General features: G+C 71.8%; 17 protein-coding genes. 11 read left to right on the top strand and 6 right to left on the bottom strand.

Annotated elements, in window-relative coordinates; all coding sequences use genetic code 11:
* Window positions 1-101 precede the first annotated feature (101 nt).
* The 3 genes from TR49_RS24675 to TR49_RS24665 all read right to left on the bottom strand — a co-directional run bounded on the left by TR49_RS24675 (window position 102) and on the right by TR49_RS24665 (window position 3215).
* Window positions 102-1274, bottom strand: coding sequence for an agmatine deiminase family protein (locus tag TR49_RS24675; RefSeq protein WP_042385315.1), 1173 nt, complete (start codon window positions 1272-1274; stop codon window positions 102-104).
* Between the two features lie 110 nt (window positions 1275-1384).
* Entirely contained in the window at window positions 1385-2479 is a 1095-nt protein-coding gene (locus tag TR49_RS24670; RefSeq protein WP_042385314.1) for an agmatine deiminase family protein, read from the bottom strand.
* A 160-nt stretch (window positions 2480-2639) separates the two neighbouring features.
* A complete protein-coding gene (locus TR49_RS24665; protein WP_042385312.1) occupies window positions 2640-3215 on the bottom strand; it encodes a TetR/AcrR family transcriptional regulator in 576 nt (191 codons plus the stop codon).
* Window positions 3216-3439: 224 nt separating this feature from the next.
* Between TR49_RS24665 and TR49_RS24660 the strand changes: the two genes are divergently transcribed.
* The 7 genes from TR49_RS24660 to TR49_RS24630 all read left to right on the top strand — a co-directional run bounded on the left by TR49_RS24660 (window position 3440) and on the right by TR49_RS24630 (window position 11196).
* On the top strand, window positions 3440-4441 hold the full coding sequence (locus tag TR49_RS24660; RefSeq protein WP_236653511.1) for an agmatine deiminase family protein: 1002 nt from the start codon (window positions 3440-3442) through the stop codon (window positions 4439-4441).
* 33 nt (window positions 4442-4474) lie between these two features.
* Window positions 4475-6175 carry an ABC transporter substrate-binding protein gene (locus TR49_RS24655; RefSeq protein ID WP_084725371.1) on the top strand — a complete coding sequence of 567 codons (1701 nt, stop codon included), beginning with the start codon at window positions 4475-4477 and terminating at the stop codon, window positions 6173-6175.
* Window positions 6172-7131 carry an ABC transporter permease gene (locus tag TR49_RS24650; RefSeq protein WP_042385309.1) on the top strand — a complete coding sequence of 320 codons (960 nt, stop codon included), beginning with the start codon at window positions 6172-6174 and terminating at the stop codon, window positions 7129-7131. Before TR49_RS24655 ends, TR49_RS24650 begins: the two co-directional genes overlap by 4 nt.
* Entirely contained in the window at window positions 7128-7988 is an 861-nt protein-coding gene (locus TR49_RS24645; protein WP_042385308.1) for an ABC transporter permease, read from the top strand. The genes TR49_RS24650 and TR49_RS24645 overlap by 4 nt, the downstream gene beginning before the upstream one ends.
* On the top strand, window positions 7985-9007 hold the full coding sequence (locus TR49_RS24640; RefSeq protein WP_042385306.1) for an ABC transporter ATP-binding protein: 1023 nt from the start codon (window positions 7985-7987) through the stop codon (window positions 9005-9007). The genes TR49_RS24645 and TR49_RS24640 overlap by 4 nt, the downstream gene beginning before the upstream one ends.
* Complete coding sequence (locus tag TR49_RS24635; protein WP_042385305.1) at window positions 9000-9854, top strand: ABC transporter ATP-binding protein; 855 nt, start codon at window positions 9000-9002, stop codon at window positions 9852-9854. Before TR49_RS24640 ends, TR49_RS24635 begins: the two co-directional genes overlap by 8 nt.
* Before the next feature lie 145 nt (window positions 9855-9999).
* Window positions 10000-11196, top strand: coding sequence for an agmatine deiminase family protein (locus TR49_RS24630; RefSeq protein WP_042385302.1), 1197 nt, complete (start codon window positions 10000-10002; stop codon window positions 11194-11196).
* Between the two features lie 235 nt (window positions 11197-11431).
* Here TR49_RS24630 and TR49_RS43060 read toward each other — a convergent pair whose 3' ends face one another.
* Window positions 11432-12100 carry a TetR family transcriptional regulator gene (locus TR49_RS43060; protein ID WP_160311633.1) on the bottom strand — a complete coding sequence of 223 codons (669 nt, stop codon included), beginning with the start codon at window positions 12098-12100 and terminating at the stop codon, window positions 11432-11434.
* Window positions 12101-12240: 140 nt separating this feature from the next.
* Between TR49_RS43060 and TR49_RS24620 the strand changes: the two genes are divergently transcribed.
* Window positions 12241-13470, top strand: coding sequence for an agmatine deiminase family protein (locus TR49_RS24620; RefSeq protein WP_042385299.1), 1230 nt, complete (start codon window positions 12241-12243; stop codon window positions 13468-13470).
* Between the two features lie 92 nt (window positions 13471-13562).
* Here the strand turns inward: TR49_RS24620 and TR49_RS24615 are convergent, their stop codons facing one another.
* Window positions 13563-15383 (bottom strand): MOSC domain-containing protein, encoded by a 1821-nt coding sequence (locus TR49_RS24615; RefSeq protein WP_369405338.1) that lies wholly within the window; start codon window positions 15381-15383, stop codon window positions 13563-13565.
* Window positions 15380-15745 carry a VOC family protein gene (locus TR49_RS24610; RefSeq protein ID WP_042385297.1) on the bottom strand — a complete coding sequence of 122 codons (366 nt, stop codon included), beginning with the start codon at window positions 15743-15745 and terminating at the stop codon, window positions 15380-15382. The genes TR49_RS24615 and TR49_RS24610 overlap by 4 nt, the downstream gene beginning before the upstream one ends.
* 248 nt (window positions 15746-15993) lie before the next feature.
* On the opposite strand from TR49_RS24610, the gene TR49_RS40315 reads away from it, so the two are divergent.
* The 3 genes from TR49_RS40315 to TR49_RS24595 all read left to right on the top strand — a co-directional run bounded on the left by TR49_RS40315 (window position 15994) and on the right by TR49_RS24595 (window position 18143).
* Window positions 15994-17082 carry a helix-turn-helix domain-containing protein gene (locus TR49_RS40315; RefSeq protein WP_152627439.1) on the top strand — a complete coding sequence of 363 codons (1089 nt, stop codon included), beginning with the start codon at window positions 15994-15996 and terminating at the stop codon, window positions 17080-17082.
* 92 nt (window positions 17083-17174) lie between these two features.
* A complete protein-coding gene (locus TR49_RS24600; RefSeq protein WP_042385295.1) occupies window positions 17175-17555 on the top strand; it encodes a hypothetical protein in 381 nt (126 codons plus the stop codon).
* Window positions 17556-17672: 117 nt separating this feature from the next.
* Complete coding sequence (locus TR49_RS24595) at window positions 17673-18143, top strand: YcxB family protein (protein ID WP_042385292.1); 471 nt, start codon at window positions 17673-17675, stop codon at window positions 18141-18143.
* Window positions 18144-18318 lie beyond the last annotated feature (175 nt).

Raw genomic sequence — 18318 nt, 5'->3', positions numbered from 1 at the left:
GAGGCGGGCGCGGGCGAGATGGGCTGCGGTGTGGAGCAGCAGCCGGTCCTTCTCGGTCGGGGTCAAGCGCATGGGCGGACCTTCGCTGGGTGGGAGAGGGGTCAGGACTGGGCGGGAGTGCCGGGCTGGTCGTGCGTGGAGCAGTGGATGCCGCCGCCACCGGCGGCGATGTTGTCGATCTGCAGCGCGACGATGTCGCGGCCGGGGAAGTGGTCGCGCATGATCCGCTGCGCGTTCGCGTCGGCGTCCGCGTCGCCGAACCTGGGCATGAACACCGCGCCGTTGGCGACGAAGAAGTTGATGTAGGAGGAGACGAAGGCGTCGCCGCGCCCGGTGATCCTGTCGGGGTCGGGCTCCTGGATCTCGACGATCTTCAGCGGGTTGCCGTCGGCGTCGGTGGCCTTGCTCAGGACCTCCTTGGCCTGGGCCGCGGCCTCGGACCACACGTCGGCCGGGGCCCCGGGGAAGGGCTTGTCCAGCACGACGACGCCGGGGGCGACGAAGCGGGCCAGGCAGTCGACGTGGGCGTCGGTGATGTCCTTGCCCTTCACCCCGGCGAGCCAGATGATCTTGGTGACGCCGAGGGCCTTCATCAGCTCGGCCTCGATGTCGTCGCGGCTCATGCCGGGGTTGCGGTTGTCGTTGACGACCGAGCTCTCGGTGACCAGGAGCGTGCCCCGGCCGTCGGTCTCGAAGGCGCCGCCCTCCGCGACGACCGGGGTCTCGATGCGCGGGATCCGGTACCTGGACAGCAGGGCGGCGGCGAGCGCGGAGTCGTTGCCGTGCTCCTTCTGCTTCTCGCCCCAGCCGTTGAAGTTGAAGTCGACACCCTTGAGCGTGCCGTCGTCGTGGACGAAGACCGGGACGGTGTCGCGGGCCCAGAGGTCGTCGACGGCGAGCGGGACGACCTCGACGCCGTCGCCGACCGCGGCCTGGGCGTCGTCGGCCTGCTCGGGGCGGGCGAACATGACGACCGGTTCGTAGCCCGCCACGGCCTTGGCGAGGCGGGCGATGTCCGCGCGGACACCGCCGAGTTGGTCGCCCCAGATGTTCACTGACGCGGGCCAACTCATGAAGGCGCGGGCGTGGGATTCCCACTCGGCCCCGAAGACCCGGCCGCCGGCGGAGTCCGCCACGGCGGTCGCCGAACTGATCCCGTCGGCGGGGCCGCTGCCACGGGAGGCGGAGGAGGAGCAGGCGGCGGTGCCGAAGGCGAGGAGGCCGAGGCCTGCGAGGGACTGGAGCACCACGCGGCGGGACAGAGCAGAAGACATGGGTCACTCCTGAGCAGGATGGTCGAGCGGTGGTTCGTTTCGCGCCCGGGGGTGGCGGGTGCGCCGGGAGCGGGCGCGTGGAGCGCGGGCGGCGTCGGCAGTCGGGGCGGTCAGGCGAGGGGCTGCTGCATGGTCGAGCAGTGGATGCCGCCCCCGCCCGCCATCAGCCGGTCGACGTCGAGTTGGACGACCTCCCGGCCGGGGAAGGCCGCGGCGAGGGTCTGCCGGGCCTCCTCGTCCTTGACGACGTCGCCGAACTGGGCGGTGATGACGGCGCCGTTGACGAGGTGGAAGTTGAGATAGGAGTCGACGAAGGTCGACTTGCGGGAACGCACCTGACCGGGGCCGTCGACCCTGATCACCTGCAGGCGGCGTCCCCTGGCGTCGACCGCGCCCTCGAGGGCGGCGAACTGCTCGCGGGCGTCGCGCGCCCACACGTCGTTCCGGTCCGCCGGCGGCACCTGGACGAGCACGACACCGGGCCGGACGAAGCGGGAGGTGACGTCGATGTGGTCGTCGGTGATGTCCCGCCCCTTGAGCCCGCGGACCCAGATCATGCGCTCGGCGCCGTAGGCGTCCAGCACCGCGCGCTCGACCCCGTCGCGGCTCATGCCGCGGTTGCGGTTGGTGTTGACCAGGCTGCTCTCGGTCGCCATCACGGTGCCGTCGCCGTCGGTCTCGATCGCCCCGGCCTCGCCGACGAACGCGGCCGCCTGGAACGGCAGGCCTTCGCGGGACGCGACGGCGCGTGCCACGGCGGCGTCGCGGGCGTGGGCCTGCTTGCGGCCCCAGCCGTTGAAGTTCAGTCCGACGGCGTCGAGCGAGCCGCTGGGCGTGCGGCGGAAGACGGCGCAGGTGTCGCGCATCCACAGGTCGTCCGTGGCGATGGAACCGATCACCTCCACGTGGCTTCCGCACAGGGCGCGGGCGGCCGCCGCGGCCGACTCGTCCGGCGCGCACACGGTCACCGGCTCGAAGCGAGCCACGGTCCTGGCGACCAGGGCGATGTCCTGTTGGACGCCGTCCAGCTGCCGTCCCCAGATGGAGCGGGAGGCCGGCCAGGACATCCACGTGCGGGCATGGGGGACGTCGTCCGCCTCGACCCGCCCCACCGGCCCGCCCGGGAGCGGCGCGTCGGGCTGCGGGTCCGGCGCGCCGAAGAGGCGGTCGAACAGTGAGCGCCGAGCCTGCCGGGGTTCGTTCATCGGGGGAGCCTCCAGATCGATGGTGCCTCGCCGAGCCGTGGCGAGCCCGACGGCCGGGCTGTCGAGCGGGCCTCCGGCGTGCGCGGGCGGGTCGCGGGCGCAGGTCGCGGGTCGTGGTTCATCCGGCGTCGGCACCCCAACAGTGACACCGACTGAAAATTCAGTCAAGCATGGCGGCGAGTTCGACGGCTATCGCCTCCTTCAGCAGCCGGCGGGCGTGGTCGAGCGGGAGGGAGCCGCTGAGCCAGCGCACGCTCAGGCCCTCCAGCAGCGAGGTGAGGCGTTCGGCGGCGGCCGCGTGGGCCGGGGCGGTGCCCTGGGGGCAGGCGCGGCTGATCAGCTCGGCGGTCCCGTGGATCCAGGTCAGCGTGGCCTTGGCCAGTTCCTCCCGCAGGTCGGGGTCGAAGATGGCGGTGGCCCGCAGCTCGCCCCAGGCGGTGCTGTTCTCGCGCACCTCGGGGATGTCCTGGAGTTCGAGCAGCAGCGTCTGCTCCAGGTCGGTGCGCGGGTCGAGGTCGTCCGCGACGTCACGCTCGGCGGTGTAGCGGTCGGCGCGGTCGCTGATGTACGCGAGGGTGCGGCGCAGGATCCCGGCCCGGTCGGTGAAGTGGTAGTAGATCAAGGCTGTCGAGACGCCGGCCTCGGCCGCGAGCTCGGCCACCCGCAGTCCGCGCACCCCGCGGCGGGCGATCACGCGGGTCGCGGCCTCAAGAATCTCGGTTCGTCGGTCAGACACAGACGCAGAGGCTACGGCATCACGCTCTGATCCTGATGCATTCTTCAGTATGCCGGGGGAGAGGCGTACGGAGGCGGTCCGTATGTCCGCCTCTGTCGGCATTTTCTGGCGGGAAATCTTCGGCGCAACCATATTGACTGAAGTTTCAGTTCGGTGGAGGATTCGGGGCACCTCGCCGACGCTCCGCGCGGCCGAGAGCACCAAGCCCGTCAGAGGAGATCGTTGTGTCCTTCCGTATGCCGGCCGAGTGGGCCGAGCACGAGCGCTGTCTGATGGCCTGGCCGACCCGACCGGACCTGTGGGGGCGGGTGCTGGACGACGTCCGGGCCGAGCACGCCGCGGTGGCCCGGGCGATCGCCGAGTTCGAGCCGGTGACCGTGGTGGCGCTGCCCGGCCAGGGCGAGCAGGCCCGCGAGCTGTGCGGGGACGGCGTCGAGGTCGTCGAGATGCCGATCGACGACTCCTGGTTCCGTGACTCCGGTCCGATCTTCGTCCTCGGCGAGGACGGCGAGCGCGCCGGCGTCGACTTCCGCTTCAACGCCTGGGGCGGCAAGCACCACCCGTGGGACGCGGACGACCGGATCTCGGGCCTGCTCCTGGAGCACCTCGACGTCGCGCGCATCGCGTCGTCGATGATCCTCGAGGGCGGTTCGGTCACCGTCGACGGCGAGGGCACGCTGATCACCACCGAGCAGTGCCTGCTCCACCCCAACCGCAACCCGGACCTGACCCGCGAGCAGATCGAGGACGAGCTCAAGGCCCGACTCGGCGTCACCACCGTCATCTGGCTGCCCTACGGCGGCCTGGAGGACACCGAGACGGACGGCCACGTCGACGGCGTCTGCGCCTTCGTCGCTCCGGGCAAGGTCGTCGTCCAGCTCCCCGAGGACCCCGAGCACCCGGACTACGTGCGGATGCGCGCCAACCGCGCGGTGCTGGAGAACGTCGTCGACGCCAAGGGCCGCCGACTGGAGATCGTCGACATCCCGCAGAGCGTGTTCGTCGAGGTCGACGGTCGCACCACCGAGGTGGGCTACCTCAACTTCTACATCGCCAACGGCGGTGTCGTCGTGCCCGTCGGCGGCGTGCCGGAGCAGGACGAGGGCGCCCTGGCCGTCCTCGCCTCCGCGTTCCCCGACCGCAAGGTCGTCGGCGTGCCGACCCGCACCGTCGCGTGGGGCGGCGGCGGCATCCACTGCATCACCCAGCAGGTTCCCCGCGCCTGACCATCCGGCCGTCCGCACGGAAGAGAGAGCACGATGCCCCACCCACTCCCCTCGTCCGGGGCCAGGTCCGGCGGACCGGCCGGCCCCGGAGTCCAGCGCAGAGGCCGGCGCAGATCCCGGCGCCGCACCGCCGTCGCGCTGTCGGGCGCCGTCGCGCTGGCCCTCGTGGCGGCCTGCTCGGGCCCGCCCGCCACCGGCCCGTCCGGCGCCGCCGCCCTCCAGCTCTCCGCGGGCACTCCGGCCGCCAAGGGCGACCTGGCCTCCTTCAGTTGGGGCCTCTACGCGGAGCCGCCCACCCTCGACTACATCTACGCCTTCGACTACGAGCAGAACATGATTCTCTCGAATGTCTGCGAGAGCCTCATGCGCTGGACCCCGCAGCTGAAGGAGGAGCCGGGCCTGGCCCAGGACGTGCAGACGCCGAACCCGACCACCTTCGTCTACGACCTGCGCCCCGGCGTGCACTTCCACGACGGCTCGGTGATGACCGCGGACGACGCCGTCTACAGCCTGAACCGCCAGCTCGACCCGTCGCTCGGGTCCTACTGGATCCAGTCGTTCCAGAACGTCGCCTCGATCACCAAGACCGGCCCGCTCCAGGTCACCGTCAAGCTCAAGCGGCCGGACGCGCTGTTCCCGCAGTACATGGCCACCGCCGCCGGAGTGATCGCCGGCGAGAAGGGCATCAGGGCCGCGGGAAAGAACTACGGCACCTCCGGCTCGCTGGACTGCACCGGCCCCTACAAGCTGGGCACCTGGACGAAGGGCCAGTCCGTCGAGCTGGACCGTTTCGACGGATACTGGGGCACCCGGGCCAAGTCCGGCAAGGTCACCTTCGACTTCCTCACCGACCCCTCCGCGCTCACCAACGCCCTGCTCAGCGGCGAGGTCGACGGCAGCTACCTGATCCCCACCGAGAGCTACTCCCGCCTCAAGTCCAGCGGCGTGGGCACCCTGTACTTCGGCGAGGGCCTGACCACGGTCAACGTGAACGTCACCAACCTCAAGGGGCCGCTCGGCGACGTCCGGGTCCGCCGGGCGCTGTCGATGGCGCTGGACCGCACCGGTTTCGTCAGGACGGGTCTGGCCGGCGTCGGCACGGTATCGAACTCGGTCTCGCCGCGCGCGGCCTGGAACCTGGCCAATCCGGAGACCCGCAAGGCCGCCCTCGACGACCTGCCCTCCGCCGCGCAGAACCTCGACCAGGCCAGGGCCCTGATCAAGGCGGCCGGGGCGACCGGAAAGACCGTCACCATCGCCACCAGCCCCATCGGCCAGGACGTCTCCCTGCTGGCCACCGCCGTCCAGTCGGCGGGCACGCAGATCGGCCTGAACGTCCAGCTGAAGACGATCGCCCCGAACGCCTACACCGCGCTGTTCTCCGATCCCAAGGCCCGCGCCGGCCTGGACATGTTCCCGGAGACCTACTACCTGTCCGTCACCGACCCGATGGACGTGCTGTCCAACTTCGAGACCGGCGGCTTCCAGAACTACGCCGGTTTCAGCGACCCGGCGTACGACAAGCTCGTCCAGCAGGCCCTGAGCACCTACGACCCGGCGGGCCGCCTCGCGGTCGAGGCCAGGCTGCAGAAGATCGTCGCCGACCAGGTCACCTGGATCCCGGCCGCCGAGTGGCCCACCGGACTGTTCCTCAACAAGCGGATCACCGGCGCCCCGACCACCATCTCCTACCTGTACTACCCGTGGGCCGCCGACGTGGGGGCCGCGGGATGAGGTTCGCGCGCTTCGCCGCCCGGCGGCTGGCCGAGATGGCCGCCACCCTTCTCGCCGCCTCGTTCGTGATCTTCGGGGCGATGTACCTGGCGCCGGGCGACCCGGCCAGTTTCCTGCTCTCCGGCCGCTCGGCGACGCCCGATGCAATCAAGGCCATCAACGAGCAGTACCACCTGAACGACCCCTTCGCGGTCCAGTACCTGCGCTGGCTCGGCCAGGTGCTCCAGGGCGACTTCGGCCGGTCCATCGAGTACCGCACCAGCGTCTCGAACCTGCTCGCCGCGCGCCTGCCCACCACGCTGCTGCTCGTCGCGATGGCGCTGGTCCTGGTGATGGCGGCCGGGCTGGCGCTCGGGTGGATCGGCGCCGTCCGCGGCGGCGCGACGGACTCGACGATCCTGGTCACCACCACCGTGGCCGTCGGCACCCCGTCCTTCGTCGCCGCCGTCCTGCTGCAGGGCCTGTTCGCGGTCAAGCTGCACTGGTTCCCCAGCGGCGGCACCGGCACCGGCCTCCTCGACACGCTGTGGCATCTGACCCTGCCCGCCGTCGCCCTCGCGCTCTACCTGATCGGCATGCTGGCCAGGGTCACCCGCAGCGCCATGCTGGAGGCGCTCGGCCATGAGCACGTCACGGTCGCCCGCAGCCGCGGTGTGCCGGAACGGTCGGTGATCCTGCGTCACGTCTTCCGCAACTCGCTGGGCACCGTGCTCACCATGGGCGGCCTGATCGTCTCCACGCTGCTGATCTGCACCGTCCTGGTCGAGTCCGCCTTCAGCGTCGACGGCATCGGCCAGCTCCTCGACCTGTCCACGACCACCAAGGACTTCCCCGTGGTCCAGGCGGTCTCCCTGATCATCGTCGGACTCTTCATGACCGTGAACCTCGCCGTCGACCTGCTCCACCCGCTGGTCGACCCGCGGGTCACCCTGGGCGAGCGGAGGTCGGCCGCATGACCACCGCCACCCTGATCCGCCGCCGACCGGGCCTCGCCGGGATCCGCACCGACCGCTCCTGGCTGTTCCGGATCTGCCTCGGCTTCGTCGCCCTGCTCGTGCTGCTGGCGATCGTCGCGCCCTGGATCGCGCCGCACGACCCCAACGCCGTCGACCTCGGCAGCGCCCTCGCCGGACCGTCCGGCGCCCACCCCGCGGGAGTGGACGCCTCCGGCCGCGACACCCTCTCCCGGTTGCTCGTCGGCGCCCGCACCTCTCTGCTCGGGCCGCTCGGCGTCGTCGTCTTCTCGACCGTCGCCGGCGTCGCCGTCGGCCTCGCGGCCGGCTGGCGCGGCGGCTGGCTCGACTCCCTGCTCTCGCGCGGTACCGAGCTCGTCTTCGCCTTCCCCGGAATGCTGCTGGCGATCCTCATCGTCTCCGTCTACGGCCCCGGGCTGACGGCGCCCGTGCTCGCGCTCGGCGTCGCCTACCTGCCCTACGTCAGCCGGCTCACCCGCTCCCTGGTGCTGGCCGAGCGCGAACGCCCGTACGTGGAGGCCTACCGGGTGCAGGGTCACTCGGGCCTGCAGATCAGCCTGCGCCATGTGCTCCCCAACATCGCGCCGGTGGTGCTGGCCCAGTCAACCATCAACTTCGGCTACGCCCTGATCGACCTCGCGGGCCTGTCCTTCCTCGGCCTCGGCGTCCCGCCGCTGACGCCCGACTGGGGACGCATGGTCTTCGACGGCGAGAGCGCCATCCAGTCCGGCTACCCGCTCTCCGCGATCCTGCCGTGCCTCGCGATCGTCATGACCGTCGTCGCCTTCAACGTCGTCGGCGAACGCTGGGCCGACCAGGTCGCCAGGAGGGACCGATGAGCACCACCACCGAGCCCCACGCCTCCACCGGCCCCGACGCGGCGCTCGACATCCGCGGCCTGCGGCTGAACCTGCCCGGCACCGCCCGTCCGGTGCTGGACGGAGTCGACCTCACCGTCGCCCCGCGCGAGACCGTCGCGCTGGTCGGCGAGTCCGGCTCCGGCAAGAGCCTCACCTCCCGCAGCGTGCTGCGCCTGCTCCCGCCGGGCGCCGTCGCCGAGGGCAGGGTGCTGGTCGAAGGCCGGGACGTGCTGGCCATGAACCCGGGAGAGTTGCGGCGGCTGCGCACCCACACGGCAGCGATGATCTTCCAGGATCCGCGGGCCGCCACCAACCCGCTGCGCCGCATCGGCGACTTCCTCACCGAGAGCCTGCGCCTGAACGCCCAGGTCCCGGCCGAGGAGGCCACGGAGCGGGCGGTGCGGATGCTCGACGCCGTCGGGCTCGGGGACCACGTGCTGCGCAGGTACCCCGGCCAGCTCTCCGGCGGCATGCTGCAACGCGTCATGATCGCGGCGGCGCTGATGGGCGATCCGACCCTGATCCTTGCCGACGAGCCAACCACCGCGCTCGACGTCACCACCCAGGCCGAGGTCGTCGGCCTCCTCGACGACCTGCGCGGGCAGTTCGGCACCGGCCTGCTGTTCGTCACCCACGACCTGGGCCTCGCCGCCGCCATCAGCGACCGCGTCTACGTGATGTACGCGGGGCGGATCGCCGAGACCGGCCCGGCCGAGGAACTCTTCCAGCGCCCCCGCCACCCCTACACCCGCGCGCTGCTCGACTCCACCCCGCGGCTCACGGCCCCGCGCGGCAGGCTCGCCGCCATCGGCGGTCAGCCGCCGAGCCTGCGCCAGGAACTGACGGGATGCCCGTTCGCGCCCAGATGCCGTCTCGCCACCGACGTCTGCACCGAGCGCGCCCCCGCACTGATCCCCGTCGCGGACGGGAACCCGCAGCCCCACCTGGCCGCCTGCCACCACAGCGACCAGCTCACCGAGGTGACCGCCGATGCCTGACACCCTGCGAGAGGCCGGCGACGCCCCCCGGCCCGACACCCCGGGCGGCCGCGACAGCGCGGCCGTGCTGGAGGTCGACGGCCTTTGCCGCGCCTTCGGCGAGGTGAAGGCCGTCGACGACGTCTCCTTCACCCTGGCCCGCGGCGGATCCCTCGGCATCGTGGGGGAGTCCGGCTCCGGCAAGACCACCACCGCCCGCATCGTCGTCGGCCTGGAGCGGGCCGATGCCGGCCGTGTCCGCGTCGGCGGCGGGTCCGGTGGTCCGCAACGCGGGCGTGCCGCGCGACTGGCCCGGGCCCGCGAGGTCCAGATGGTCTTTCAGGACCCCTTCCTCTCCCTCGACCCGCGCACCACCGTCGAGGCCGTGCTGCGCGAGACCCTGCGGCTCCACTTCCCCGGTCGCGACCACCCAGCGCGGATCGCCGAACTCCTGGACCAGGTCGGCCTCGGGGCCCGCGAGGCCTCGGCGCTGCCCCGGCAGCTGTCCGGGGGCCAGCGCCAGCGCGTCGCCATCGCCCGTGCCCTGGCCGTGGAACCCCGGATCCTGGTGCTGGACGAGGCCGTCGCCGCGCTCGACGTCTCCGTCCAGGCCCAGATCCTCAACCTGCTCGCCGACATCCGCAAGCAGACCGGCATCGCCTACCTGTTCATCACCCACGACCTCGGCGTCGTGCGCTGCGTCACCGACGACGTGATCGTGATGCGCCACGGCCGCGTCGTCGAAGCCGGCTCGACCGCCGGTGTGCTCGCCGACCCGCGGCACCCCTACACCCGGCTGCTGCTCGACTCCGTGCCCCGCCCCGGCTGGGACCCCAAGCACATCGCCGCGGCCCGCCGGGCGTTGTGAAACGGCGGTGGCCACCCGGTTCGTGGGGAGCCGGGCGGCCGCCGCCCTCGCCCGGTCGGCCGACTGCCGCTGAGGTCCCTGCGTCACTCGGACATAATGATCAAAACAGTGCCAATGCCTTGCAAGGCGTCGAAACGGGGCAGCCATGCACGACCAGAGCCCGACCCGCCGCACGGTCCTGCGTGCCGGGACGGGGCTGGCCGCCGCCACGGTCCTCGCCGCCTGCGGCTCGCCCGGCCCTGAGAAGACGGGCTCGCCCGCCCCGAGCACGCAAGCGCCGGACAACGCCCCGACCGGTTATGCGATGCCGGCCGAGTGGCTGGAGCACGAGCGCACCTTCATGGCCTGGCCCGCGCTCACCGAGGTCTGGGGCGACCAACTCCCCGCCGTCCGCAACGACATCGCCGGCCTCGCGCGAGCCGTCGCCCAGTACGAGCCCGTCGTCCTGATGGCCCGCGCCGACCAGGCGGACCAGGCCCAGCAGCAGGTCGGCGACAGCGTCGAGGTCGTCGCGATCGAGGTCGACGACCTGTGGGCCCGCGACACCGGCCCCACCTTCGTCACGGGCCCCGCGGGTCTCGCCGGAGTCGACCTCAACTTCAACGGCTGGGGCGGCAAGCAGACCCACGCCGACGACGCCCACGTGGCCGCGAACCTGCTGGCGAAGTACCAGGTCCGTCGCATCCGGGCGCCGATCACCGGAGAGGGCGGCGCCATCGAGACCGACGGCGACGGCACCCTCATGGCCACCGAGAGCTCGCTGGTCAACGACAACCGCAACCCCGGACTCACCCGCGACGAGATCGAGGCCGACCTGAAGGCCGTGCTCGGGGTCCGCAAGGTCATCTGGTTCAAGGGCGTCGCCGGCCAGGACATCACCGACTGCCATGTCGACGCTCTCGCCCGCTTCGTCGGCCCCGGCGTGGTGGCCCTGCAGCGGCCCGGCCCGAACACCCCGCCCGACATCTGGTCCGCCGCGTCCGACCAGGCTCTCACCGTGCTCCGGCAGGCCACCGACGCACGGGGGCGCTCCCTGCGCGTCGTCGAGATCACCGACCCCGACCTCGACCTGATCGAGGGCGCCGGCAAGGACTTCCTCGCCACCTACCTCAACTTCTACGTCTGCAACGGAGCCGTCGTCATGCCCCGATTCGGCGACCGGCAGGCCGACGACAAGGCCGCCGCCGTCCTGCGTGACCTCCACCCGGACCGCGACGTCGTACAGGTCTCCATCAACGCCATCGCCTCCGGTGGCGGCGGCATCCACTGCTCCACCCAGCAGCAGCCCAAGCTCGGCGCGACCTCGCCCCCGGCGCAGGCACCCTCGGCGACGGCCTCGTGAGGCTTCCGCGCCGCCGCAGGATCCCTCGGCACGTCCTCGTCACGGTCCTGGTCGCGGTGCTCTGCGGCACGTCGCGTTCTTCTGGGCCGAGGGCATCATCGCCGCGAGTCTCACCGTGACGGTCGCGCTCGCCGTCCGCAGGGAGCGGCACGACATGAAGGCGTCGTCCCCGCCACCCCGGTCGTCCGAGGGAGCGGGACCGTAGGCCGATTCTGAGGTTCCTGCCGACGGCGCGTCAGGCGGCGGTGCCCGATGCGAGCCCGAACACCAGCGCACGCACCACCGCGGCCGCGTCCACCTCCGAGCCCAGCGACTGGATCGCGGCCAGGCCGTCCGCGGCGGCCGCCAGCGCCTCGCCGAGCGTGCGGGCGTCCACCGTGCCGCCACGCTCGGCGTCGAACGCCCGGTAGAGCTCGACGAAGCACTCACGCCAGCGCGCGTACTCGGCCTCCAGCGCCTCGCGCACCCGCTCGTCGTTCACCGCGAACCAGTGCAGCGAGGAGTGCAGGCGCGCCTGGTCGGCCGCCTCGGGTTGGCCCAGCAGTGCGATGACCCGCTCCGCGCGTTCGGCGAAGCTGCCGGGCGCTCCGGCCGCCTCCTCCATGGGCGTGATCCACTCGGGGCGGATGTCCTCGATGACCGCGACGATCAGATCGGTGCGGTCCTTGAAGTGGTAGTGGCACATCCCGTGCGTCACGCCGCTGAGGGCCGCGACGTTCCGCGTGGTGAACGGCGCGTCGCCCTGCCCGGCCAGCAGGTTCCTGGCCGCGGCCAGCAGCCGCGCCCTCGTCTCCTCGCCCTTCGCCGACACGCGCGGCTGCCGTGCGGCCCGCGCCGTGCCGCCGTCCGTCGCCGAGCCCGACGAGGCGGGAGCTGTTCCGAGATCCTTCGAACGCGTAGACACGACGCCCACCTTAACCAACCGGTCAGTTCCGCGGTGTCGATCCAGGACGATCAGTTGCGCGAAGTATTGACCGAGCGCATGGTCAGTTATAGCTTCTCGGCCAACGCGGAACGCCCGCGCACCCGGCAGGGAGGTCACCCATGGACCAGCACGCCAGAGCTGAACAGCCCGACGGCACGCCCACACCCCAGCCCCTCGCCCGACGCCGGTTCCTGGCGGCCGCGGGCCTGACCGCCGCCGGCGCGGCCTGGGCCGTCAGCGGTCTGGGCGCGGGAGTCGCCGGTGCGGCCACCGTCTCGCGCAGCGCCTCGCGCAGCGCCTCCGCCCGCGGTCTCGCCGCCGCGGCGGCGACGGCCGGCGGCTACGCCGTCCCGCTCGACAGCGCCCCGCACACCCGCACCTGGATGGCCTGGCCCGACAGCACCGCCATCTACGGCCGCAAGCTCTCCGGCATGCAGGCCAACATCGCGCTCATCGCCAACACCATCGCCAAGTACGAGCCGGTCTACCTGCTCGCCAACTCCGCGAGCGTGGCCGCGGCGCAGAAGGCGTGCACCAACCCGAACGTCACCGTCATCGGCTCCATCCCGGTCGACGACTGCTGGATGCGCGACTCCGGCCCGGTCTTCCGCACCGACGGCGCCGGCGGCCTGGACGCGGTCGGCCTGAACTTCAACGGCTGGGGCAACAAGCAGACCCACGCCAAGGACGCCCTCGTAGCCCAGCGCGTGGCCGCCTACCTCGGCGTCAACTTCACAGCCGCAGGCCTGGTCAGCGAGGGCGGCGCCATCGAGGCGGACGGCGCCGGCACGCTCATGGCGACCAGGAGCAGCATCATCAACAGCAACCGCAACCCGGGCAGGACCCAGGCCCAGATCGAGGCGGCCATGTGCGCCGCCTACGGCGCATCCAAGGTCATCTGGTTCACCGGGATCAGCGGCCAGGACATCACCGACGACCACGTGGACGCGACCTCGCGCTTCCTCGCGGCGGGCGCGGGCCTCGTGCAGACCCCCAACCCGGCCGACCCGTCGGACATCTGGTCCAACGACGAGCAGCAGCAGTACAACACCCTGTCGACCTCGACCGACGCGCAGGGCGCGGCGATCGCCGTCACCAAGCTCCAGTCCCCGGACTACAACAAGATCCGTCAGACCAGCGTGGACTTCGTCGACGCCTACGCCAACTACTACGTCTGCAACGGGGCCGTGATCTCCGCGCAGTTCGGCGACTCCACCGCCGACGCCAACGCCAAGGCCGTCCTGCAGCGCCTCTTCCCCGGCCGCGCCGTGGTCCAGCTCAACATCGACAACCTCGGCAACCAGGGCGGCGGCATCCACTGCGTCACCCAGCCCCAGCCCGCCCCGTAACCACGGCAGGTAACCCCGCCGTCCACGGCCCCGCTCGACCGAGCGGGGCCGTGGCCTTTCGACCGGCCCGGTTCCCCTACCGGGAGCGCAGGTCAGAGGTCGAGGACGACGTCCTCCTGGGGGCGGCTGCAGCACACCAGGGCCTCGCCAGGCCCGGCGGGCTCCAACGGCTCGGTGGTGTAGCTGACGGCGCCGGACAGGACCGGGGTGACGCAGGTGTGGCACACGCCCGTGCGGCAGGACCAGCGGGTGGGAATCTCGCAGGCCTCGGCCAGGGTCAGCAGCGACGCCTGCTCCTGCTGCCAACGGGTGGTGATCCCGCTGCGGACGAAGGTGACCAGCGGACCGGTCCCCGGCGGCCCCGGAGGTTGGTGCGGACGCGCCGCTGTCGCCGGTGTGGTGACGCCGGGGTTGACCGGTGCCAGCGCGCCGAACTCCTCCCTGTGGATGCGGGCGGGCGCGAGGCCGAGGCTGCTCAGGTGCTCGGTGACATCGTCCATGAACGCGGTGGGCCCGCACAGGTAGGCGTCGGCGTCGGCGTCGCCAGGGAGGCCGAGGGCGGCCAGGGACCGTGCGCTGATGCGTCCGTAAGTGACGTGCGGCTCCGGGCGATCGGCGCCGTCCTCGGCGTCGTCCTGTGCGGTGTCCGCGGCGTCGTCCGCGGTGTAGAAGACGCGCTCGTGGCCGTCGGGGAGGCGGGCCAGCAGCGCGTGGGCCTCGGTGGCGAAGGCGTGCAGGGCGCGGTTGCGGGCCGTGTGGATCCACCAGACCGGTCGCGGGTCGCTCGTCGCGGCCAGCTGGTGGAGCATCGCCAGCACGGGGGTGGCGCCGATGCCGGCGGAGACGAGCAGGACGGGCCCGGTGCCGGCTTCCAGGACGAACGCGCCGCGCGGGCTGGCGACGTCCAGCAGGTCACCTGCCCGCAGGTGGGCGTGGAGGTAGCCGCTGACCGTGCCGTGCGGCTCGCGCTTGACGCTGATGCGGTACTCGTCGGCACCGGGGGCCGAGGAGAGCGAGTAGCTGCGCACGGTGGGGTCGCCGTCGGCGGTCACCCGGACCGAGAGGAACTGTCCCGGCAGGGCGGGCGGCAGGGCGCTGCCGTCGCTGCTGGTGAGGTGGACGGAGGCGATGGCAGGGGTCTCGTGGTCGATCCGGGTGACCCGCAGCGGTCTGAACCCCGGCCAGCCGGGGCGGCCCGGATGGTCCGTGTCAGTGGAAGGGCGGGGCAGGTCGGCCAGCTCCTGGAAGGACTGCCGCCAGCCTGGGCTGAGGGCCGGAATGTTCAGGGCCCTGCGCAGCTTGGCCGGGTCGCGCCCGGGGAGGTACAGCAGCCCGTCGGTCTCGGCGACGCTCAGCTCCTCGGGGCCCTTGCCGATCAGGGAGATCGGGTCCCCCGCCTGGACCTGCCCCTCGGTGAGCACCCGCAGGTAGAAGCCCGGACGGTGATGCGCCACCAGCAGCGACGCCATCGTCGGCTCACCCAGCCGCAGGCCGACGCGGTAACAGGTGACGCGGGGCTGGGTGACCTCGAACTCGGCGCCGCCGATGCGGTAGCGGTCCCCGATGCACACCTCGTCGTCGGGCAGGCCGTCCACGGTGAAGTTCTCGCCGAACATCCCGAACGTCAGGTCCTCGCGGCGCAGTTGCTCCCGCCAGTAGACGTAGGACTGGAGCTGGTAGACGAGGACCGCCCTGATCTCGCCCCCGTGTCCGGCGAGATCCCCCTGCCCGTCGCCGTCGACGTTCAGCCGCCGTACCGTCCGGGGTCCGGTCACCGGGGCCTTCCAGGCTCCGGTACGCACGGTGCGCCCCTGCCACTCGACGTCGATCGGAAGCCCGACGTTGAGGGAGACCAGCGTCCCCACAGCCGTTCCGCCGTCGGCCGGGCGGTCACCCGTGGCGGGCGCGGTCACGCGGGTCCCGCCGCCCGGGCCGTCTCCTCCACCAGTTCGTAGAGGTGGCCGTCCGGTGCCCGGAAGTGGGTGTAACGCCACCGCTCGTTCGCGGAGATCTCGGGGTCGACCTCGAGACCGAGTGCCCGAAGCCGCTGGACCGCCTCGCCGAGTCCCTCGACCAGGAAGCCGACGGTGCGTTCGGTGCCCATGCCACCGGCGTCCGCCACCGCGAAGGACGTGCCGTCGGGCAGGTCGAACACGTCGGCGTCGACGCCGTCCACGGCCACCGGCTGCAGGTCGAAGGCCGCGCGCAGGAAGTCGCTCATCGGCGCACGGCTGTCGGTCGACGTGCCCACGAAGGTCAGCCCGAGGATGCGCATGGCGACAGGCTAGTCGCCGGGAGGAACGGTCGGCGCGGGGCGCACCGAGCGGAATGCGGAGTCGAAACAGGCGGGTCCTTCAGAAAATCGAAATGAGCGAGCCAAGAACGGTCAGTGTCTGTCGGCAATCCCGGGCTATCCGCCGAGGCCTTCGCAGGAATTAAGGACCGAATCCTGCACTTGTTCGGACGGGCGCTGCTGCAGCTACCTAGACTTGAGGCCAGCCACGCACGTAAGTGGAGGAGCTGTTGGACGCCGCGTCCTTCGCCGACTACCTGAAGAAGCTGCTGCAGGGATCCGGTAAGCCGTCATATCGCAGACTGGGCCTTCAGATCGGATACGGCAGGACCACGGTGTCCGACGCCTTCCAGGGGCGACGCCTGCCCTCGTGGGATGTCACCGAGCCCTTGGTCCGAGCTCTCGGCGGAGACGTCGCCGAGGCGCGACAGCGGTGGGCCGAGGCCGGCGGCGGAGGCGCTCCGGTCTTCCCGGAGTGGCTGATCGAGCCGGTGCTGGCGGTCCCCGCGCTGATCCCCGGCGTCGGGTTGGCCAAGTCGGCCGCCCTGGCCGCGGGCGATCCGGACGCCGCCCTCGCGGACGGCTGGGCCGTGGTCCGGCTGAGCGCGGCCCAGCTGTCCTACGAGGCCGGGGCGTTGCCGCCGGTCTCCGCCACCGCCGTGGTGGACGCGTTCCGTCGCGCCGAGGGGGAGAACCGGCTTCCGCCAGGCGTGGGCGAGACCGTTGCCCGGATGGAGCGGCTGCACGAGCTGCACCACGAAGGCGGCGCGGGTGTGGACGCGGCTCTGCAGTTCGTGGTGTTCGCCTACCGGCTGGCCGGTCTGGTCGCGGGCGGGCAGCGGGACGTGGCGGAGCGCGGTGGGGATCCCGCCCCCGCGGACATCGTGACGTTGCGTCTCCTCGCGGAGGACTTCGGCTGGACGGGGGACCACGAGCTGCTGGCCGACTTCCGGGAGTTCCTGGCGATCCTGGTCTCCGGGCTGCAGGCGGTCGCCGAGACGGACCGCGCGGTGCTGGCGGCTCTGGTCCAGCGAGGAAAAACGCTTCGCCTGGGTCTCGGCTCGCCCACCTACGGCATGACCGGCGCCGAACTCTGCGAGGCGACGGGCGTCGCGCCCGCCGACCTGAAAGGGCATCTGTCCGCACTCGGCGAGCAGGGTCTGGTGGAGTGCCAACGGGAAGGGCAGGCCTCCGCGGAATGGGCCTGGACGAGCAAGCGGGACGCGTATGCTCTCGACGGTCTGCGCAGTTTCTGCCGAGGCCGGAATCTGGACTTCAGCGCGATGATTCAGGGCATTCGACTCGACTGGCTCGGCTGAGGACCAGGCACCTTACACGCGGCCGGCCGGTTCGAGAATGGCTATCGGCATATCCGACTCTGTGATTATCGAGATGCATAGAGTCACCGTCCATGGCTAACACCACCACGGACCAGTGCCTTGCCCGCCTCCTACGCATCGAAGGGGCCATCGGCGCCGCACTCGTCGACTATCAGAGCGGGCTCGCCCTGGGCGTCGCCGGAGGCGGCCCCCACTTCGATCTGACGGCCGCCGCCGCAGGCAACACGGATGTCGTGAGAGCGAAGATGCGCACGATGGAGATGCTGCGCCTCGAAGGCGAGATCGACGACATCCTGATCACACTGACCGGGCAGTACCACCTGATTCGCCCGACCACCGCGCCCGGGGCGGACGGCCTGTACTTCTACCTCGCCCTGGACCGTCAGAAGGCCAACCTCGCCATGGCACGCCGCACCCTCGCGCAGGCGGAGAAGACCCTCCGGGAGGTGTGAGCGCCCCCGCGCCGACCCGCCTGACGGCGACGGGCGGGCCCCCGACGCCGCCCGGGCGTCGGGGGCCGTGGCTATCCTTCGTGCGCCGGACATCCTTTGACGATCACGGGGGCGCACATGGACATCGAGACGGACTACACCTACCGCCCGGGCGAGTTCCGCCGCGGCAAGCTCAGCACGCGCAGTGCGCGGTTTCGCGCCCTTCCCTGCGCGGCGGTCCTCATCGGCCTGTCCTTCGTGCCGGTGAAGGGCTTTCCCCCGGTGGTGTTCCAGGTCGCGGGGGCTTCCGCGCTGCTGTTGTTCCTCACCGTCGAACTCAGCCTCCGGGCGCAGCTTGCCAGGGCGCAGAAGGCGATGGGGGATGCCAGAACGCTCAGGCTGACGGACGAGATGCTCACCGTCTCCACCCCCGGTCGCTCGGCGACCCTGCGCTGGGACGTCTTGACCGGCGTCAAGCGCACCGGCGGCTTCTGGCACTTCCACGAGACGCCCGCCTCGAGCGTGCCGGTCCCGGAGCGCGCCTTCAGCGAGCGCCAGGCCCAGGAGCTCCAGGCCTTCCTGGCGGCCCGTCACCTGCTGCGGCACTGACGTCGACGAGGCGTGGGACGAGGCGGGCGTCCTCGACGGGGTCCCGTGGATGGACGTGCCTGCGCGAGTCCGGGCCGAGCGGCCTGCGTGGAGCGGATGTCAGTGGCGTCTGCCAGACTCCGGAGCACGGTAAACCCGCCAGTGGTCAATGCAGTTGACGCCCCTCATCCGATCG

The organism is Streptacidiphilus melanogenes (assembly GCF_000787835.1).
Classification (GTDB): Bacteria; Actinomycetota; Actinomycetes; order Streptomycetales; family Streptomycetaceae; genus Streptacidiphilus; species Streptacidiphilus melanogenes.
The sequence above is the reverse complement of the archived record's forward strand: the minus strand, read 5'-3'. Positions and strand labels throughout refer to the sequence as shown.